This is a genomic window from Pantoea sp. E2023-21 (genome assembly GCF_051302795.1).
Taxonomy (GTDB): domain Bacteria; phylum Pseudomonadota; class Gammaproteobacteria; order Enterobacterales; family Enterobacteriaceae; genus Pantoea; species Pantoea ludwigii_A.
In genome coordinates this window covers 58,432-77,601 of the sequence record NZ_CP195345.1, presented here as the reverse complement: position 1 = coordinate 77,601, position 19,170 = coordinate 58,432, and the positions used below count along the sequence as shown (strand labels likewise).

The following is a 19,170-nucleotide window of genomic DNA, read 5'->3' as shown; positions in this document are numbered from 1 at the left end:
GCCGTTAAAACCGCGCGATAAATCGCGCCGCTACGGGTGATGCAAAGATGATTCACTGTTGGAGACTTATGGCTAAGCCCTCGATATTTTTAGATTTTAGTTTGCTGAAAAACAACGCGTCGTTCCGCGCGATATTCTGTGCGCGCATGCTATCGGTGTTCGCCCTTGGCATGTTGGCGGTTGGCGTGCCGGTGCAGATTCAGGCGATGACCGGATCCACGCTGCAAGTCGGCGTGGCGGTAATGCTCGACGGCATCGGCATGTTCATCGGACTGCTGCTCGGCGGTGTGCTGGCCGATCGCTACGATCGCCGCACGTTGATCCTGTTCGCGCGCGGCACCTGCGGCATCGGCTTTGTGTTGCTCAGCCTCAACGCCTTTAGCCCGGCGCCTTCGTTGCTGGCGCTCTACTTCCTCGCCTTCTGGGATGGCTTCTTTGGCGCACTCGGTATGACCGCGCTGATGGCAGTGATCCCGCTGATTGTCGGACGTGAGCATCTGGCAGAAGCCGGTGCGCTCAGCATGCTAACGGTGCGCCTCGGCGCGATTTTATCCCCCGCGCTCGGCGGCATGATCATCGTTGCTGCGGGTGTCGGTTGGGCATTTGCGGTCGCCGCTATCGGCACGCTGGCTACGCTGATTCCGCTGGTGCGCTTACCGGCGATGAAACCCGACCAGCAGGAACCCGAGCATCCGCTGCGCGCGCTGGCGAGCGGCATTCAGTTTGTCTGCCAGCATAAAGTGGTCGGTGCGGTGGTGCTGGTCGGTTTGCTACTCAGCATGGTCGGCGCGGTGCGTATTCTGTTCCCGGCGCTGGCGTTAACGTTTCACGCCGATGCATCCGCATTGGGATTGATGTACTCGGCGGTACCGCTGGGGGCAATGATCGGTGCCTTTACCAGCGGATGGGTGCGGCAGTTAGCGCGTCCCGGATTGGTGCTGATTGGCTGTGCGCTGCTGGCGTTTACCTGCATCGCCTCACTTGGCCTTTACAACCATCTGCTGCCCGCGCTGCTGGCGCTGGTGTGTTACGGCTATAGCAACGCCATTGCCTCGCTGCTGCAGTTTATGCTGACGCAGCATCACACGCCGGATGCGCTGCTGGGACGCGTCAACAGTCTTGGCAACGCACAGGATGTGACCGGCGATTCGGTTGGTGCATTGGGATTAGGAGCGCTGGCACGGGCGCTGGCACCGCTGAGCAGCGTGCTGTGGTTTGGTGGATTGGCAGCAGGATTATTGCTGCTGCTGTCGCTGGCGGCGCGCGGCCTGCGCACGGCGCGTCTCAGTGAACAACCTGACGCGCCGCAGCCCGCCACCGCAGAGGCTTAACGAGTAAACTGCCGCTCGATGCTGCTCAGCATGTTGCTGGCGCTGTAGTAATCGAGGCGAAAGGTGTCATTACCTACGGCAAAGATGTGGTGCTGCTGCACCGCAGGCAGATGGGCGAGGAACGGATTCTTCGCCACTTGCGGCACGGTTTTTTCATCGGCGGCAAACAACAAGAGTGTGTTGCCGGTGATGCCATCGGCCATGTTTTCCCCATTCAGCTGAATAATGTCATTGCGTTTACCCATGCTGGTGCTGCCTTGAAAACTGGCGGGCGGCGCGGCCAGCGTGAAGCCCAAATCCTGCAACAACGCGCCCTGCGCTGATGCTGGCGTCCACAAATTCATTCCGCGTCCATCTTCGTAATAGACCAGCGCAGAGGTCGGCTGCGGCGGCAGCGTGATGGTATGACGCACCGCTGCCACCCGTTGGTCGAACGCTGCAATCACCTTTTGGGCATCGGCTTCATGGCCGGTAATCTCACCCAGTTGCAAGGCCAATGCCTGCCAGCGCTTATCGCCGTAGTCGATCACTAACACCGGTGCGATGGTTTGCAGTTGATCGTAAAGACGCAGCGCCGAATCCCCGCCGGTGGCGGCCATCACGATCAAATCTGGCGCTTCAGCGGCAATCGCTTCAGCGTTCGGCTGCGATATATAGAGCGATTTCACCTGACGCGCTTTGGCCACCGCGCTCCATTGGGTGAAAAAGCCCTGCGCATCCGACACGCTGCTGCTGCGACTGGTGGCGCCGGAAGCGACCAGCGGCGCGTTAATCGCCAGCAAGGTGCCACTCAAGGTGACGCTGGTGGAGACAATGCGCTGCGGCGGCTGTTGCAGCGTGAAAGGGCCTTTCGGTGTGGCGAGGGTGCGCGGCCAGCTAGCGTTGGCTTGTGTCGTAGTGCAGATGAAAAATAGGGTAAGCAGCAGAGTAAACGCGGGGAAACGCATCAGGTTATCCATGACTTGATTATTGAGAATAAATATCATTATCAAAAATAAGTGTGGGTGCAAGGGATATTAGCAGGTCGCCATGAATGACGACCCTACGAATGTGTAGGGTGCGCATTCATGCGCACCGGGAGGAGATTACTGAAGGGAATAACGCCCCAGCGGCGCCACAGTTTTAATCACGCCATTGGCTTTCATATATTCGCCAAACGCCTGGTAGCGCGCCTTATCAAACTCCGCGCTGTGCGCGGCGAAGTACGGCAGCGTCGCCTGCCACGCCTGGTGATTGAGCGGCGTGTTCAGCTCGGGATAGTGCTTGATAAACGCCTGCCACGCGTCCTGCGGATGCGCACGCAGCCACACCACACCAGCATCCAGTCCACGTAAAAACGCGGGAATACGCTTATCCTGTGCAGCGGTTTTTTGGTTCGCCAGAATGATCAGCTCGTCATAGGCGGGCACGCCGTAATCTTCCGGCTTGAATACCGTTGGCGTAGCACCTTTGTCTTTCAGATCCAGCAGCTCATAGTTGCGGAATATCGTCATCGCGCCATCAATCTTGTGCGTCAGCAACGCAGAGGTGCCATCCATATTCAGGTTGATGAACTTCACCGAGTCAGCATCGACGCCCTGCGATTTCAGCATATTGCGGATCGCCACATCTTCGGTGCCCGGCACCGCATAGCCGATGGTTTTGCCGGCGAAATCCTTGAGGGTGTGGATATCGCTCGACACGGTGGTCAGCGTATTCAGCGGCTGATTGATCAACGTCCCGACACGAATCACCGGCACCTCTTTTTCCACCAGCGTATAGAGCTGCGGCTGGTAGCTTATGGCGAGGTCGACTTTGCCCGCCGCCAGTAGCAGCGGAACGGAAGCTGAATCGGCGGGCGCGATCATCTCCACATCCAGCCCCTCTTTCTTAAACGCGCCGCTGTATTGAGCAGCGAAAATCGCCGCGTGGTTCGGGTTAATAAACCAGTCGAGCAGCAGGCGAACTTTCTCCGCAGCCTGGACGTTAGCGGTCGCCAGCAGCAGCAACGCGGTCAATGCGATTCGTAGAGTGTTCAAGGTGTGTCCTTATGTGGTTTGCCAGAGGATTTTCTTGCGAATCAGCGCCACGCTGCCCGAAAGCAGCAGCGCCAGAATCAGTAACAGCAGCAGCGCCGCGAAGCTGGTGGCGGTTTCCAGCCGCGCGTTGGATTGCATCATCAGGTAGCCGAGTCCTTCGCTGGCGCCGACCCATTCGCCAATCACCACCCCAATGGGTGCCAGCACCACCGCCATCTGCAGGCCGGAGAAAAATTGCGGTAACGCGGCGGGCCAGCGCACGCGCCAGAAGATACGAAAGCGCGAGTGCGTGGTGGTTTGCGCCAGCTCCAGCCAGCCGCCCGGCGTGCGGCACAGTCCATCGAACAGCGATAAGCACAGCGGGAAAAAGAGAATTAATGCGGCTACCACCACTTTTGATGCGATGCCAAAGCCGAGCCACAGCACCAGCAGTGGTGCCAGGGCAAACACCGGAATCGCCTGGCTGGCGGTGACCAGCGGAAACAGCACGCGGCGCAGCAGCGGGCTGGCCGCCATCAGCACCGCCAGCGTGACGCCTGCGCCGACCCCCAGCAGCAGCGCCAGCACAATTTCCGCCAGCGTATAGAGCGTGTGATGCCACAGCAGTTGGCGATGCAGCCACAGCGCTTCGAGCACCGCCTGTGGCGCGGGCAGCAGGAAAGTGGGTACGCCGCTGTGACGTGCCAGCAACCAACCACCTAGCAGCACCACGATCAGATAGATCGCGCTAAACAGTGTTTTCATGTGTATTCAATCGTGTGAAGAGTTGAGCCTGCGCCTGCAGCACCGCGGGATGGTCAAACGGACGCGGCACATCACCGGTGGGAACCGGCCAGCTTTCGATGTTCAGCGGCTGGCCTTGCAGCAGCAGAATATCATCGGCCATGCGGCACGCTTCCAGCGGATCGTGGGTGACCAGCAGCACGGTTTTGCCGCGCAGTAAATTGGCGGTCAGGGTTTGCAAACTGAGTTTGGTCATCACATCCAGCGTGGCGAAGGGTTCATCCATCAGCACCACTTCGCGCTGCGCATAGAGCGTGCGTGCCAGCGCTACGCGTTGCCGCATGCCGCCGGAGAGTTGATGCGGCGGCGCATGCGCCACGTCGCTGAGTTTCACCTGCTCCAGCAACGCCAGCGCACGCGCGCAATCCGGCTTTTCGCCGCTCAGCCTTGCCGACAGCATCACGTTGTCCAGCACCGTTAGCCACGGATAAAGCAGATCCTGCTGGCCCATCCACGCCACATTGCCGGTGAAGCCCTGCACCGCGCCCTGCTGCGGCTTGAGTAAACCGGCGACCAGCCGCAGTAGCGTACTTTTGCCGATGCCGCTGCGTCCCAGCATGACGGTGGTCTTGCCGCCGCGCAGTTGCAGATTCAGCTGCTGGCACAGCGGCTTATCGCCCCAGCTAAAGCTGACATCGTTGAAAAGAATGTCCTGATTCATGGGCGATTGGCCGCCAGAATCGCAAGCTGGTGAAATCCGCGCTGCGCCAGCGTGGTCGCGGCCTGCGCGGCGCGAATGCCGCTGGCGCACACCAGTACGATGCGCTGCTGCGTGGGCGGCCGCCACGCCGCGATCTCCTGCGGCAAAATGCGCTCAACACGCTCTGCCACGCTGATCGGTGCTTCTTCACAGCTGCGCAGTTCGACAATGCAGTCGTCGGCGGCCAGCAGTGGCAGATCGATAAACGGCACCGTATGTTCCGGCTCTTCCGCGCCATCAAAGCGGAACTGGCGGAAGTGCCAGTTCACGAAGTCGCAATTCACCAGACAACCGAGCGGCGATGGCGGCAACTGCAGCAGCACGCTGAGCGCCATCTGCGCCTGCATCGCGCCGAGCGTCGCGACTGCCGGGCCCATCACCCCCGCGGTATTACAGTTCGCAGCCGATGATGGCAAGCGCGGGAACACCGCGCGATAGCTCGGCGATCCGCCACAGAATCCGCCGACGTAACCTTGCCGACCCAGCACCGAGGCGCTGATCAGCGGAATGCCTGCCAGCAGGCAAGCATCGGAAAGTTGGTAAGTCACGGCAAAATTATCTGCCGCGTCGATCACCAGATCGCATCCCACCAGTGCCTGCTGCACATTGCTGGCGCTTAGCGACTGCTGCAGCGCCTCGACCTGCACTTCTGGATTGCGCTGCTGCAAAGCCTGCTGCGCCCGCAGCACTTTGGGCTGGTCGATATCCTGCAGAGTAAAGAGTGTTTGCCGATGCAGGTTATGCAGCGCCACGATATCGTCGTCATACAGACGAATATGACCGACACCCGCGCCCACCAGCTGCGGCAACAGCGTGGCGCTTAATCCACCCGCGCCCGCCACCAGCACGCGCGCGTTTAGCAGCCTCTGTTGCCCTGCCTCACCGATTTCCGGCAGCATCATCTGACGTTGATAACGTTGCATATTTAGCGGCCTCAACTTAAGTTGGCCAGGCCAAAGATCGGCGTGGACGCGCTCGCCATATCACGCTTCTCCATCAATCCGGCGCGGCGTGCGGCCTGTCCGGCTTCAATCGCCAGGCGGAAGGCGTTGGCCATGCCGATCGGGTCGCCCGCTTTGGCGACGGCGGTATTGAGCAGGATGCCATCGAAACCCATTTCCATCGCCTGCGCGGCCTGCGACGGCGCGCCAATTCCCGCATCAATAATCAGCGGAACATCGCTGAACCACGCACGCATCGCGCGCAGGCCGTCAATGTTACGCAAACCCTGGCCGGAACCGATCGGCGCGCCCCACGGCATCAACAATTCACATCCGGCCGCCAGCAGCTTTTCGCCAACGATCAGATCTTCGGTGGTATACGGGAACACCTGAAAGCCGTCTTCTGTGAGGATGCGCGCTGCTTCTACTAGCGCAAAAGGATCGGGCTGCAGCGTGTCGGCATGGCCAATGACTTCCAGTTTGATCCACGCCGTGTTGAACAGTTCCCGCGCCATATGGGCGGTGGTGACGGCTTCTTTCACCGTGTGACAACCGGCGGTATTCGGTAACACGCGGATGTTGAGGCCGGTCAATAACTCGCGGAAAGCCGCCCCCGCCGCGCCTTCGCGCCGCAAACTGACGGTAATGATGTCGGTGCCGGAGGCGGCAACCGCCTGCTGCAAAATGGCGGGCGAAGGATAGCCGGCGGTGCCGAGCAGGAAGCGAGATTGCGGATCAAAATCGTAGAACATCGTTTAACCTCCCTGCATCGGTGACAGCACTTCGAGCTGACAACCTTCGTCCAGCAGCTGTGTGTCGTACTGGCTTTTTGGCACAAAAGCCCCGTTCAAGGCAGTGGCGACGCAGGCTACATCAATTTGCTGCTCGATTAGCAATTCGCTCAGGCTCTTAGCCTGGGTGCTGATGGCGCGGCCGTTAAGCTGAATATTCATTTAAGTGCTCCCCGAAAAGGCGCTGCATTAGCTGCTCAGCCAGCATCGGTGCCAGCAGAAAACCGTGGCGATACAGGCCGTTGAGATAAAAGGTTTGATTGTGATAGTGAATTTCCGGCAGATTTGCCGGATAGGCCGGACGCAGTCCGCTGCCGCTCTCAATCACGCGCGCTTCGGCTAAGGCCGGATGGATCGCGTATGCGGCGCTGAGCAGCTCCATCATGGCGCGCGCACTGATGGCGCTGGCATCGTCGCTTTCGATCATGGTGGCGCCGAGCATAAAATGGCCGCCGCGACGCGGCACCAGATAGCAGGGAAAACGCGGATGCAGCAGACGAATCGGGCGGGAAAACTGCACTTCATCGCTGTGCAGGATCAGCATCTCGCCGCGCACCGCACGCAGGCGCGGCAGTTCAGGCGCGGCGTGGATGCCGCGACAATCGATAATCTGTCCACTCGGTGCAGTGCGGTTGAAGGGCACACCGCGCGCGATCAGCGTGTCACGCATCTCCTGCAGCGCCAGCCGCGGATCGAGGTGCGCTTCCTGGGCGAAAAACAGTCCGCGCGCAAAGCGTCCTTCCAGCGCCGGTTCGATGTCTGCAGGATCGATCCAGTGATGCTGCTCGGTCATGCGGGCGAAACGGTTGAGTTCCTGGCTATCGCGCGGTGGCGCAACCACTAACGTGCCCTGATGCTCAATGCTGCTGATGCGCGATTGCCACCATGCGGCGGCATGTTGTCCAAGGGTGATAACGTCGCGCGGCGCGCTTTCGGCTTCACACCAGGGCGCCAGCATGCCGCCAGCAAACCACGATGCCGGTTGGCGTGATTCATCGCCAATGACCTCGACGTCTTCGCCGCGTTCCGCCAGCAAGGTTGCCACGCACAAGCCCGCCACGCCGCAGCCGAGCACGCTCCAGCGGCTCACAGCGCCGGTTCCAGGATGTTCAAAAAGGGGGAATTCACATCGGCCTCTCAGTGTTAGCTGAGACCCGCAGATACAGGAGAAGGGAAATGGCGCAACCATCGAGCTTGCCTGAGCGCCAGACAGCCCGATGAAAAAGACTGTCAGTCTTCCTACGCCAGTATCAACTGGGTCAGGTTCAAAGGGTCGCTAAGCCGCGCAATGCGCAATTAGCCTCTCAGTCTCTTTGGCGAGACTCCCCCGACGCGTCTATTTGTATTGCAGGCGTTGGCCGCCGTCAAGTGCGCTATTCAGTCACCGCACATTCCGTAGCGGCGTAATTTATTGCGCGATAAATCGCGCCGCTACGGAATGTGCCAGCTTTGACAGCGGTTTTTACATCCTCACAGGCGAGCGTGAAGGCATTTATCGCTACCTGGACTTGGTGGATCACCAGCGTAACATATGGTATACAAACACATTATTTTATGCGCAAGAACAAATACAGGTGATGTCGGAATAACCATGAACAATATTAAAATTGCATTTATTAAAGCCGGCTGGCACAAAGAAATTGTCCATAACGCCCTGGTAGGTTTTGAAAAAGAATTAGCCGATCAATCCGTTGAAGCGGAATTAAAAGTGCTGGAAGTGCCTGGCGCATTTGAAATGCCATTGCTGGCTAAGCGTCTGGCCGAAACCGGCAAGTATGATGCGATTGTCTGCGCCGCGCTGGTGGTTGACGGCGGTATCTATCGCCATGATTTTGTTGCCGCTGCGGTGGTTGATGGCCTGATGAATGTGCAGCTGACCACCAATGTGCCGGTGTTTTCCGTTTCATTAACGCCACATAATTTCCAGCCGGTTGATGTTATCGAAAACTTCTATACCGAGCATTTCATTAAGAAAGGCAAAGAAGCGGCGCGCGCAGTGCTGGCTATTCACCATTTGTCGATTGACTGAATCATTAAAAAGGGAGCACCTCATCAGGCGCTCCCTTTTTATTTATGATGACTTTCTTTGGTTAATATTCAGAATAGTGCCAGCCTCGCCTCACTCAATGTTTCACACTCATCAAATGATTACGCTTCAATTGTCGGCGCGTTTCAGACGGATTGATATCGCACGCTTTAGGCAGTAACAGCGTAAAGATACCGGCAATCACCAGCGACCCCGCCAGCCAGCAAATCGCCACGTTTTGGCTGTACAGCAGCGTCATGATCCCGACTAAATACGGTCCGCAGAATCCGCCCAGATTACCCAAACCATTGATGACACCACGCGCGCTACCCGCGACTTCAGGCGCAGCAATTCGTCCGGGAATCGACCAGAACGGGCTGGTTGCCGCTTTGAGGAAGAAGCCGCACACCACCAGCGCAATATAGGCCGCCACCACATTGTCATGCAGTACCACCGAAGCCAGCAATGCCGCGGCAAAGCAGAACAGCGACACCATCACCCACAATCGGCGCTTACCGGTGCGATCGCTTAACCATGAAATGGCGTAGATGCCGAGCACGGTGGCGACAAAGGGGATCGCCGCCAGCAGACCGACGCCCGCCATATTGGTGCCGGTGAGATTTTTCAGGATACTTGGCAGCCACAGTGTGTAACCGTAATCACCGGTTTGATAAAAGAAGTTGAGCGCCACTAACTTCATCAGGCCCGAGTTGCGGAACACCGCTTTCAACGGCGCTTTGCTAACCGGTTCCTTTTGCAGGTGCAGTGCTTTTTCGCGCGCCAGTTCGCGCAACAAATATTCTTTTTCACGGGCCGGTAACCAGCGCGCCTCTTCTGGACGATCGGCGATCACCAGCCACCACACCAGCAGCACCACGGCAGAAAGCAGGCCTTCAATAATAAACAGCCAGCGCCAGTCCAGCACATTGATGATGTAACCGGAAATCGGTGCGGTGAACATGCCGCCTAACGGCGCGAACATCATGACAAAGGCGTTGGCGCGCCCCAGCTCTTTTTCCGGGAACCAGTTGCTGACCATGGTTAACACCACTGGCAGCATGCCGCCTTCGGAAATCCCCAGCACGAAACGCAGCGCCAGCAGCTGATAATGGTTAGTGACAAAACCGGTGGCGATGGAGACGACCATCCACGCGGCCAGCGACCAGGCGATAAAGCGTTTACCGCTGCCATTGACCGCGATACGTCCGCCCGGCACCTGTAAAAACAGATAGCCAATAAAGAAGATGCCGCTCACCACGCCAGCCATTTGGCTGGTGATTGCCAAATCCTGATCCATGCCGCCAGGCAGCGCAAAGCTGATATTGACGCGATCCATGAATGAGACAATGCAGGTGATAAGAATTGGGGCGATGACGCGATACCAGCGCGTTCCGGGAATTTTTTCTTGCATGCTGCCCTCTCCATGTTAAGCCGTGATGCTTAGGTTCATTGGCTAACTATTAAAGAGAGTATGGAAATAATTATTGCGATCGTAATCACTGCAATTAATGTTAAGAAAAAGTGTTACATACGCTGTGATCGCGCATAAAAAAAAGCAGCGCGATGGCTCGCACTGCTCTTTGTACTATTTTTAATCATTAACGCTGTGGATGATTCACTTCCAGTGGACGCAAATCAAACACCAGCACTTCCGCATCATTACCATTAGCGAACTGCAGCGCGCTTTCGTTGCGAACACGGGCGCCGTCACCTTCTTTGAACGCCACACCGTTGACTTCAATGCTGCCGCGTGCCACATGGATATAGGCGTAGCGATCGGCATCCAGCGTTAAGGTCTGCTGCTCCACACCGTCGAACAGTCCGGCATAAATACGAATATCCTGATGCACGCTCAGTGAACCGTTATCGCCATTTGGCGAAATGATTAAACGCAGCTGGCCACGCTTGTCACTCTCTGGCACGGAAACCTGCTGATAACCCGGTTGCGTGTTACGTTCGCCGGGCACAATCCAGATCTGCAGGAAGTGGACCTTATCCGTTTTCGAGTGGTTAAACTCGCTGTGCGTGACGCCGCTACCGGCGCTCATCAACTGTACGTCGCCCGGCACAATCACCGAACCGGTGCCCATTGAATCTTTATGCTCCAGCGCGCCTTCCAGCACATAGGAGATGATTTCCATATTGTTGTGCGGGTGCGCCCCAAATCCACGTCCCGCGGCAACGCGGTCATCATTGATCACCAGCAAATCAGAGAAACCGGTCTGCTTGGGATCCCAGTAACTGGCGAAAGAGAAGGTATGATGCGAATTCAACCAACCGTGGTCACCCACTCCGCGTTGTTCTGATAGGCGTTGTTCAATCATGGTCTGCTCCTCAAATGTGCTGTTGGGGGGCGATTGCCCTTCCCGTTGCAGATAAGTATACGTAAACTGATTTGCCTAACAATGCGTCATCATGACAATGACTGTCACCGATAAGTGGACAATATGCAGATTGAAGATCTCCGTATCTATGTAGCTGTAATCAAAGCGGGTAACTTCACCGCCGCCGCCGAACAGCTGCTGCTGTCTAAGCAATATGTCAGTCGCCGCATTGCCGCACTGGAGGAGTCACTCGGCGCGCGGCTGCTGAATCGCAACACGCGGAAGTTGTCGGTGACCGATAATGGCCAGCTGTTTGCGCAGCATGCTCAGCGTATTCTGGATGATGTGCAGGAAGCCGAGCTGGCAGTATCCGGTCGTCGTCAGGTGCTGCAAGGCAGCTTTCGTTTGAGCGTACCGATGTCGTTTGGCATCAGTCATTTGTCGCCGTTTGTTGCCGAGTTTCTCAGCCTGCATCCGGGCTTGCAGTTTCAGGTCGAACTGGCAGACCGTCACGTTGATATGGTGGGCGAAGGTTTTGATATGGCGATTCGCATTGGCACGCTGCCCGATTCCAGTTTGATCGCTAAGCGGTTGGGCGAGTTTCGCCGTGTCATCTGTGCCAGCCCGGCCTATCTGCAGGGTGCTGGCGCACCGCGCACGCCGGAAGAGTTAAGTGACCATTTGTGCCTGCGCTATGGACGGGAAAGCCAGACTGGCTGGGAATTGTTTAACGGCGAGCAACGCAAAGTGATCAGCGTGCAGGGACCGATGGTCAGTAATAACGGGGAAATGTTACGCGATGCGGCGATTGCCGGGCTGGGGTTGATTATGTTGCCGGAGTTTATTGTGGCGCCGGCGTTAGCCAGTGGCGAGCTGATTACCGTGCTTGAAGAGTGGCAACCGGCAACGCTGAATCTGAATGCGCTCTACCCACAGCATCGCCAGCGCAGTGAAATTCATCGGGTATTTATGGCGTTTTTGCAGCAGAAATTGGCGTGATTTGACCAGGTGCGCATGAATGCGCACCCTACAAAACCTAAAACCACAGAATCGCCGTTTATGCGCTTTCACTATTCGTAGGGTCGCCATTAATGGCGACCACCACGGTTTAATGACTCTCGTGCGCAAAGGTAATCGATTTGCGGCGGGCATCGCGCATCGCTACGGCATGAATCAGCAGGCCAAATACCGCCAGAATCGCCCCCACCCATCCGGTGGATTGCCATCCAAGACCTGCCGATATGGTGACGCCGCCCAGCCACGCGCCGAGCGCATTGGCCAGATTAAACGCTGAGTGGTTCATCGCCGCCGCCATGGTTTGCGCATCACCGGCCACATCCATCAACCGGATTTGCAACACGGCTGCCAGCGCCACCATGGTGCCCACCAGCATTATGTTGATGGCACCCGCCAGCGCATAGTGCGCGGCAAACACGAAAGCGCTGAGCACCAGGAACGACCACACCAGCAAAATGCGAATGGTCTTTTCAATGCCGCGATCGGCCAGACGTCCCCCCGCGATATTACCGATAATCATGCCCAAGCCAAACAGCGCCAGCACCGCCGGGATCCAGCTTACCGGCATATGCGCCAGTTCGGTCATGGTCGGTTTGACGTAGCTAAACACTGAGAACAATCCGCCGCTGCCCACCGCGCCAATCGCCAGCGTCAATAGCACCTGTTTACGCGTCAGGGCTGACAGCTCGCGCAGCGGACTGGCATGTTTGTCGCCCGCCACGTTCGGCACCCACAGCCAAACTAACAGCAAGGTCACCAGCGCCAGGCCGCCGACAATGGCAAAGGCATCGCGCCAGCCAAACCATTGGCCGATAGCGGTAACGGCAGGCACGCCGAGTAAGTTGGCGATGGTCAGGCCAAACAGCACCATCGACACCGCCTGCGCGCGTTTGCGGCGCTCAACCAAACCTGCCGCGACCAGCGCCGCCACACCAAAGAAGGTGCCGTGGGGGAAACCGGCAAGAAATCGCGCTAGCAGCATTGAGTAATAACCTGGCGCAATGGCGCTTAACAAATTACCGGCGGCAAACAGGCCCATCAGCGTCATCAGGAAGTTACGACGTGAGGCACGCGCGCCTAGCACCGCAAGCAGTGGCGCACCCAGTACCACACCGAGCGCGTAAATACTGATGAGATGCCCAGCGGAAGGGATTGATACGTTAAGGCCTTTGGCTGCGTCGGGCAGCAGGCCCATGATGACGAATTCGCCAGTACCGATGGCAAAGCCGCCGGTGCCGAGCGCGAACAGAGCTTTCAGCACGCTCTGACGCGGCAGCGATGCCTCATCCGGCAGCTGAGTGAGTTGGGGTTGTACTGATGACATGTGTTTTCCGAACCGCAAGTGAAGAACTCAGTCAGGATCGTGGACGCATTAAACAGCAACCATCGTCGCAACTGAGTTAAGTAAGCGGCATATGATAGCGCAATTATGTGTTAATGGCTGGGGTGACGCTGAGGCATCGGTCGCCATGAAGGGCGACCCTACGTCGTAGGGTGCGCATTTATGCGCACCGGGTAACATTATCCCTGACTTTGCCGGGCCAGCAGCGCGGCGCCCATCATGCCGCCGTGATGCGCGAACTCGCCAGGCACCACTAAACGATGTGAGGTGCGGCGTAGCACGTAGCCTTGCACCACCTCATCTAACGCATCAATCAGCGGAACAACCGAGGCCAGCCCGCCACCGACTGCCACGCGTGAAGCGCCAGTGATATTGATGCTGTACGCCAGCGGCTGACCGACAATTTGCAGCCATGCCTGAAGGGTTTGCTGCGCTTGCGCATCTTGCTGCTGCCAACGTTCGATTATTTCGAGGCTATTCGCCGGGCGGTGATGCAACGTCTGATGCAGGTTTTCCAGCCCGCGCGCACCTCCGTAGCTATCAAGACAGCCTTTTTGGCCGCACGGACACGCCTTGCGCGGCAGCCGCAGCGTGACGCCTTCGATCTCCACTTCCGTTAGCGTGATCGGCCCATGCCCCCATTCGCCGGTGAGACCGTTCTGTCCGGTGATGATACGGCCATCCGCCACCAAACCGCCGCCAACGCCCGAACCAAGAATCGCGCCAAACACCACTTTATGCCCTTTCCCCGCCCCCGCCAGCGCTTCGGCCAGCGTGAAGCAGTCTGCATCGTTATGTACAATCACCTTACGTTGCAGGATCGCACCCAGTTCTTTGGCCAGACTGCGCTGATGAAAAGCGGGAATATTGCTGGCAAACATTTCGCCGGAATCCGGGGCAACAATGCCTGCGGTGGAGATAGCCACCGGGCTGCAGGCGGCAAAATGTGACTGATGTTGGGCAATCATACTCTTCACCAGCGCGGTGAAATCGCCCCAGCTTTTCGCCGGTATTGTTTGCTGATCGAGTATCGTTAATTCGTCCTGCGCATTCATCACGCCTAACTTGATAAATGAGCCGCCCAGATCGAGGCAAATCACCGCGGATTGTTCACTCATAAACGTTTGTCCATCACATCACGTAAACCGTCGCCCAGCACATTGAAGCCCAGCACGGTAATCAAAATCGCCAATCCGGGAAAGAGTGACACATAGATATTCAGGCCGAGAAAGTTGCGCCCATCGCTCATCATGGTGCCCCACTCTGGCATCGGCGGTTGCACACCTAAACCGAGGAATGACAGACTGGCGGCAGACAGCACCACCGCGCCCGCCGTCAGCGTTGATTGCACAATCAGCGGACCAATCGAGTTGCGCAGAATGTAGTGCGTGATGATGCGCGGATAGCGTACGCCCAGCATGTGCGCCGCTTCGATGTATTCCATATTCTTCAAGCCCAGCGTTAAGTTGCGGCTCAGGCGTGCATACACCGGAATGGAGAACAGCGAGATGGCGATCAGCATATTTATCAGCCCTTCGCCCAGTACGCTGACAATCAAAATCGCCAGTACAATGCCGGGAAAAGCGAAGATGATATCCATCACCCACATGATTAGCGCATCAATTTTACGGCCGGCTAACCCCGAAATGATGCCGAGCGGAATGCCAATCACCATCGAGATCGCTACGCTGAGACTCACTTCAAACAGCGAGATGCGCGCCCCGTAAATCACGCGCGAGAAAATGTCGCGCCCATAATCATCGGTGCCAAACCAGTGTGCGGATGACGGTGCTTGCAAGGTATTGAGTAAATCCTGCTCCACCGGATCCCAATGTGTAATCAGCGGGGCCAGCGCGGCGGCGAGCACCACCAGCATGACCAGCGCGCCGCCAATAGCAATCGACGGATTAGCGATCAGCATGCGCACGACGTGTCGGCTGCGCGAACGCGGCGGCAGCACGAAAGTTTCATTGCTGTTCATCAGTCGAACCTTATTTTTGGATTGAGCAAACCAATCAGGACTTCGCCCAGCAGATTCATCAACACCACGCCCGTAACGGCTACCAGCGTAACGCCCTGAATCACCGGATAGTCGCGGTAGCGCACAGAATCCACCAGTAAGCGCCCAATGCCCGGCCAGTTGAACACCGATTCAGTCACCACCGCGCCACCAATCAGACTGCCGAAGTTGAGCGCTACGATGGTGACAATCGGGATCAGCGCATTACGCAGCGCGTGCTTCCAGTTAATGCTGGCGGACGATAATCCCTTGGCTTTGGCGGTGCGAATATAATCCTGGCTCAATACATCCAACATGCTGGAACGCGTCATGCGCGCAATCATTGCCATCGGCAAGATCGCTAGCGTGACGGTCGGCATAATGTAATTTTTCCACGAATCCGCGCCCAGCAGCGGTAACCAGCCTAGCTCAACGGCGAAGTAATTCATTGCCAGCAGCGCCAGCCAGAAGTTGGCGATCGACGCACCGGCAATGGTCAGCACCATCACAATTTGATCCGGAATGCGCTGACGATAGATCGCCCCGGTCATGCCCGCCGGAACACCGATCGCAATCGCCAGCAGATACGCCAGCGCCGCCAGCGACAAGGTGTAGGGCAACCGCTCGCTGATCTCCGTCATCACCGGACGCTGCGACTGCAACGATAAGCCAAGATTGCCGTGCAAGGCTTCAGCCGCGAATTTGACATATTGCAGCGGCAAAGGCTGATCGAGCCCCAGCCGCACGCGCATACTGTCCACCGCTTCCTGCGGCGCTTCCGGTCCCGCCATCAAGCGCGCGGGATCGCCCGGCAGCGCGCGGATGGCGATAAACACGATGATCGACACGCCGAAAATGATTAACGGCAGCGAAAACACCTTTTTTGCGACGTACGCTTTCATATCACATCAGCCATGAGGTTATTGCTTCACCGCGTCGCGCACGACGATTTGTCCGCCCGGCTGCATAACTACGCCGCTAATATTCTTACGGGCGGCATAGAGATCGTCCTGATAGAACAGCAGCACTTGCGGCGCTAATCCGCTGATCTGCTTTTGCGCCTGGAAGTAAAGATCTTTGCGTTTAGCATCGTCGAGGGTGGATGCGGCGGTGTCGATCAGATCATCGGTTTGCTTGTCGCTAAAGAAGCCCAGATTCGCCCCGCCCGGCGCAAAGCTGCTGGTGTGATAGAGCGGGCGAAGCTGCAGATCCGAGCCATATAAACCAGAAGACCAGGAGGCCAGCACCGCATCGGTGCCCTGCGCGGCCTTCTCTTTGCCATCGGCAAACGCCGCTTTAGTCCACACGCCGCTCTCCATCTGCCGCACGTTGAGCTTCACGCCGATTTTGCTCCACATGCCCTGCAACACTTGCGCCGTACGCGCATCGGGTGCCTGTACCGCAATCGACATCGGGAAACCGTCGGCGTAGCCCGCCGCTTTCAGCAGATCTTTGGCCTTTTGCAGATCATACGGATAGTCATGCAAACTTTTGTCGTAGTTGGGATCGACCGGTGCCAGTGCCGAATTGGCCGGTTGTGCATAACCAAACATGATGGCTTTCACCAACGCCTGCTGGTCGGTGGCGAGATTGAGCGCCTGACGCACGCGCACATCGCTCAGGGCTTTGCTTTGGGTATTGAGGTCTACCCAGAATACGGCGGCACCTGGCGATTGTTTGAGATTAACGTTGGCGTTGTTTTTTAACATACCCGCGAACTGCGGCGGCACCGGGTTAATAATATCGACCTGCCCCGATTGCAGCGCCATATTCATTACCGACGGTTCACTGCTCCACGTCCATTTAATTTCATCTGGACCGGACGATTTCCCCCAGTAGTCGGGATTCTTTTGTTCAAGCACATATTCGCCGGATTTGTATTGCACCAGTTTATAAGGTCCGGTGCCGTCGGCTTTATTGTTAATGCTGCCTGCCTTATCCGCTTGCGGGCTGACCATTAATCCCGGACCGGACGCTAAAACAGTTAAAAAGGCCGGATTAATTTTTTTCAGCTGAAACGTGACAGTAAGATCGTCTTTTTTCTTCACATCCTGAATAAAGGTGCGAATTTTTCCGCTGCCGGCTAAACCGCGTTGCGTATTTAAATGACGCTGGAAGTTTGCCACTACTGCATCGGCATTAAAGGGCGTGCCGTCGTGGAATTTCACATTTGGCCGCAGGGTAAAAGTCCAGTTAAGTCCGCTCTCATCGGCTGTCCAGGATAATGCCAGTGCCGGAATGATTTTGCCGTCATCACCGAGGCGCGTCAGGCCTTCGTACATCGGGTCCAGCACCGTGCCAGTAAAGGTGGCGGTTTGGTTACCGGGATCCATGCTGCGCGGCGGTTCGTTCTGCATGATCACCAGCTGGCTGGCAAAAACGGAGGCGCTCGCCATCGACGCCCATAAACAGCCGGCCAGCGTCAGTACCTTGAAATGCTTATGTTTGCTTTCCATGAAGGCCCTCAATGAATCATTGAAACGATCGGTGAATGAATGAACGTCCTTAACACCACGCAAAATTTGTAGCAGCGCAATTTACTGCGCCGCTACGAAATGTACGGGCTACGAGACGATATCTAGCGCTTTGCTAATAAACATTGCGCTATATAAGCCACACTCACTGAACAAAAGCCAATAGGTTGGTTCATATAATTTACTTATAATTAGATCTGCATTCAGAAATTTAACTAAATATCGTTGTATTTGTTTTCCGTCCTTATTATTGTCAGCACATTAGTGCTAACGCCGTGAGAACCTAATGCTCAATGCCCATCAGCAACAAATTCTGCGTTTGCTTATTGCGTCGCATGGCATGAGCCGCACCGCCATTGCGGAAAAAATGAAATTAAGCAAAGCCGCCATTAGTACGCTGGTAAAAGAGATGTTGCAGGCCGGATTGCTGGAAGAGAGTATTCCTGAATCCAGCGGCCAGGGCCGTCCATCGGTGTTATTAAAAATGCGAGCTGACAGCGCCTATTTTCTCGGTGCCTCGCTGCTCGGCGAACGCGTGGTATTAGTGCTGATTGATATGCACGGCCATACGCTGGCTGCCACCCACATGCCGTTGAGCCTCGACCCGTCACAGCTGGCAAAAATGATAGCGGCGGCGATCCCGGACCTGATTGCACAGAAATCGATTTCGCAAGATCAGTTGATTGGCCTTGGCGTAACCCTTTCCGGGGTTGTCGATGAAAATCAAGCCATTTGCGTACAGTCTGCCCTGCTGGGCTGGAAAAACGTGCCGCTGGCAGAACTGCTGAAACAGCAAACCGGGCTGGAAGTGTCGTTAGAAAACGATGCCAAAGCGCTGGCGGTCAGCGAGAAGATTTTCGGCGTGGCCAAAAAAGCGCGCAACTTTACCCTGATTTCGCACGGTGACGGCATTGGCTCGGCGCACTTCTTTCAGGGCCAACTGCACCGTGGTGCACACGGCGCTGCCGGTGAAATCGCCCACTGCACCATCGAGCCTGGCGGACGTCCCTGTCGCTGCGGCAAGCGCGGCTGCCTCGATACGCTGGCATCGTTAACCGCTATCCGCGAAAGCATGCGCGATAAAGCGCTGGAGACTGAATCGATTGCCGAACTGGAAGCGCTGGCGGTGAAGGGTAACAGCGCAGCGATTGCCATTCTGCATCAGGCCGGTCATGCGCTGGGTTTATCGATCGCCAATATCATCCAGATGAATGACCCCGAATTAATTGTTATTGCGCATCAGCCCGATGCGTTTGATGGATTGCTGAAAACCGTGGTGATGCAGGCAATCGATAGCCATGTGCTGCCGTCGATTATCGGCAAAACGCCGATCTCCAGTATGGTCATCAACGAAGAGAGCTGGGCCAGAGCCGCAGCCAGTGTGGCGGCGTATCGTTTTATCATTCATTTACCCGACTAGCGGA

19 protein-coding genes and 1 riboswitch are annotated in these 19,170 nt (G+C 56.8%); of the genes, 4 read left to right on the top strand and 15 right to left on the bottom strand.

Annotated elements, in window-relative coordinates; translation table 11 throughout:
• The first annotated feature begins 68 nt into the window (after positions 1–68).
• The gene (gene entS, locus ACRQ84_RS19400; RefSeq protein WP_483818278.1) at positions 69–1,331 is read left to right on the top strand and encodes an enterobactin transporter EntS; all 1,263 of its coding nucleotides are present in this window, start codon (positions 69–71) and stop codon (positions 1,329–1,331) included.
• On the opposite strand, the gene fepB is transcribed toward entS, so the two are convergent.
• The 8 genes from fepB to ACRQ84_RS19360 all read right to left on the bottom strand — a co-directional run bounded on the left by fepB (position 1,328) and on the right by ACRQ84_RS19360 (position 7,654).
• Positions 1,328–2,290, bottom strand: coding sequence for a Fe2+-enterobactin ABC transporter substrate-binding protein (fepB, locus tag ACRQ84_RS19395; protein WP_064739846.1), 963 nt, complete (start codon positions 2,288–2,290; stop codon positions 1,328–1,330). The genes entS and fepB overlap by 4 nt on opposite strands.
• A 126-nt stretch (positions 2,291–2,416) precedes the next feature.
• Positions 2,417–3,349: an ABC transporter substrate-binding protein gene (locus ACRQ84_RS19390; RefSeq protein ID WP_483818277.1), complete on the bottom strand. Its 933-nt coding sequence runs from the start codon at positions 3,347–3,349 to the stop codon at positions 2,417–2,419.
• A 9-nt stretch (positions 3,350–3,358) separates the two neighbouring features.
• Positions 3,359–4,093 (bottom strand): ABC transporter permease, encoded by a 735-nt coding sequence (locus tag ACRQ84_RS19385; protein ID WP_483818276.1) that lies wholly within the window; start codon positions 4,091–4,093, stop codon positions 3,359–3,361.
• Positions 4,077–4,793, bottom strand: coding sequence for an ABC transporter ATP-binding protein (locus tag ACRQ84_RS19380; protein WP_483818275.1), 717 nt, complete (start codon positions 4,791–4,793; stop codon positions 4,077–4,079). The genes ACRQ84_RS19385 and ACRQ84_RS19380 overlap by 17 nt, the downstream gene beginning before the upstream one ends.
• Positions 4,790–5,755: a HesA/MoeB/ThiF family protein gene (locus ACRQ84_RS19375; RefSeq protein ID WP_483818274.1), complete on the bottom strand. Its 966-nt coding sequence runs from the start codon at positions 5,753–5,755 to the stop codon at positions 4,790–4,792. Before ACRQ84_RS19375 ends, ACRQ84_RS19380 begins: the two co-directional genes overlap by 4 nt.
• A gap of 11 nt (positions 5,756–5,766) precedes the next feature.
• Positions 5,767–6,525, bottom strand: a complete 759-nt coding sequence (locus tag ACRQ84_RS19370; RefSeq protein ID WP_064739841.1) for a thiazole synthase — start codon at positions 6,523–6,525, stop codon at positions 5,767–5,769.
• A gap of 3 nt (positions 6,526–6,528) precedes the next feature.
• On the bottom strand, positions 6,529–6,726 hold the full coding sequence (thiS, locus tag ACRQ84_RS19365) for a sulfur carrier protein ThiS (RefSeq protein WP_483818273.1): 198 nt from the start codon (positions 6,724–6,726) through the stop codon (positions 6,529–6,531).
• Positions 6,710–7,654, bottom strand: a complete 945-nt coding sequence (locus tag ACRQ84_RS19360; protein ID WP_483818272.1) for an FAD-dependent oxidoreductase — start codon at positions 7,652–7,654, stop codon at positions 6,710–6,712. The genes thiS and ACRQ84_RS19360 overlap by 17 nt, the downstream gene beginning before the upstream one ends.
• Before the next feature lie 129 nt (positions 7,655–7,783).
• A riboswitch (TPP riboswitch) is annotated at positions 7,784–7,903 on the bottom strand.
• Between the two features lie 252 nt (positions 7,904–8,155).
• Between ACRQ84_RS19360 and ACRQ84_RS19355 the strand changes: the two genes are divergently transcribed.
• The gene (locus ACRQ84_RS19355; protein ID WP_064739838.1) at positions 8,156–8,593 is read left to right on the top strand and encodes a 6,7-dimethyl-8-ribityllumazine synthase; all 438 of its coding nucleotides are present in this window, start codon (positions 8,156–8,158) and stop codon (positions 8,591–8,593) included.
• A gap of 94 nt (positions 8,594–8,687) precedes the next feature.
• Here the strand turns inward: ACRQ84_RS19355 and ACRQ84_RS19350 are convergent, their stop codons facing one another.
• Positions 8,688–10,001, bottom strand: coding sequence for an MFS transporter (locus ACRQ84_RS19350; RefSeq protein ID WP_483818271.1), 1,314 nt, complete (start codon positions 9,999–10,001; stop codon positions 8,688–8,690).
• A gap of 187 nt (positions 10,002–10,188) precedes the next feature.
• Positions 10,189–10,914, bottom strand: a complete 726-nt coding sequence (locus tag ACRQ84_RS19345) for a pirin family protein (RefSeq protein WP_483818270.1) — start codon at positions 10,912–10,914, stop codon at positions 10,189–10,191.
• 123 nt (positions 10,915–11,037) lie between these two features.
• Between ACRQ84_RS19345 and ACRQ84_RS19340 the strand changes: the two genes are divergently transcribed.
• Positions 11,038–11,913 (top strand): LysR family transcriptional regulator, encoded by an 876-nt coding sequence (locus tag ACRQ84_RS19340; protein WP_483818269.1) that lies wholly within the window; start codon positions 11,038–11,040, stop codon positions 11,911–11,913.
• 109 nt (positions 11,914–12,022) lie between these two features.
• Here the strand turns inward: ACRQ84_RS19340 and ACRQ84_RS19335 are convergent, their stop codons facing one another.
• The 5 genes from ACRQ84_RS19335 to ACRQ84_RS19315 form a co-directional block, all read right to left on the bottom strand.
• Entirely contained in the window at positions 12,023–13,255 is a 1,233-nt protein-coding gene (locus tag ACRQ84_RS19335; RefSeq protein ID WP_483818268.1) for an MFS transporter, read from the bottom strand.
• 197 nt (positions 13,256–13,452) lie between these two features.
• Entirely contained in the window at positions 13,453–14,391 is a 939-nt protein-coding gene (locus ACRQ84_RS19330; RefSeq protein ID WP_483818267.1) for an ROK family protein, read from the bottom strand.
• The gene (locus tag ACRQ84_RS19325; protein WP_483818266.1) at positions 14,388–15,254 is read right to left on the bottom strand and encodes an ABC transporter permease; all 867 of its coding nucleotides are present in this window, start codon (positions 15,252–15,254) and stop codon (positions 14,388–14,390) included. Before ACRQ84_RS19325 ends, ACRQ84_RS19330 begins: the two co-directional genes overlap by 4 nt.
• Positions 15,254–16,174 (bottom strand): ABC transporter permease, encoded by a 921-nt coding sequence (locus tag ACRQ84_RS19320; RefSeq protein ID WP_483818265.1) that lies wholly within the window; start codon positions 16,172–16,174, stop codon positions 15,254–15,256. Before ACRQ84_RS19320 ends, ACRQ84_RS19325 begins: the two co-directional genes overlap by 1 nt.
• A gap of 18 nt (positions 16,175–16,192) precedes the next feature.
• Positions 16,193–17,728, bottom strand: coding sequence for an ABC transporter substrate-binding protein (locus ACRQ84_RS19315; protein WP_483818264.1), 1,536 nt, complete (start codon positions 17,726–17,728; stop codon positions 16,193–16,195).
• A gap of 304 nt (positions 17,729–18,032) precedes the next feature.
• Between ACRQ84_RS19315 and ACRQ84_RS19310 the strand changes: the two genes are divergently transcribed.
• Positions 18,033–19,166, top strand: a complete 1,134-nt coding sequence (locus tag ACRQ84_RS19310; protein WP_483818263.1) for an ROK family protein — start codon at positions 18,033–18,035, stop codon at positions 19,164–19,166.
• Positions 19,167–19,170 lie beyond the last annotated feature (4 nt).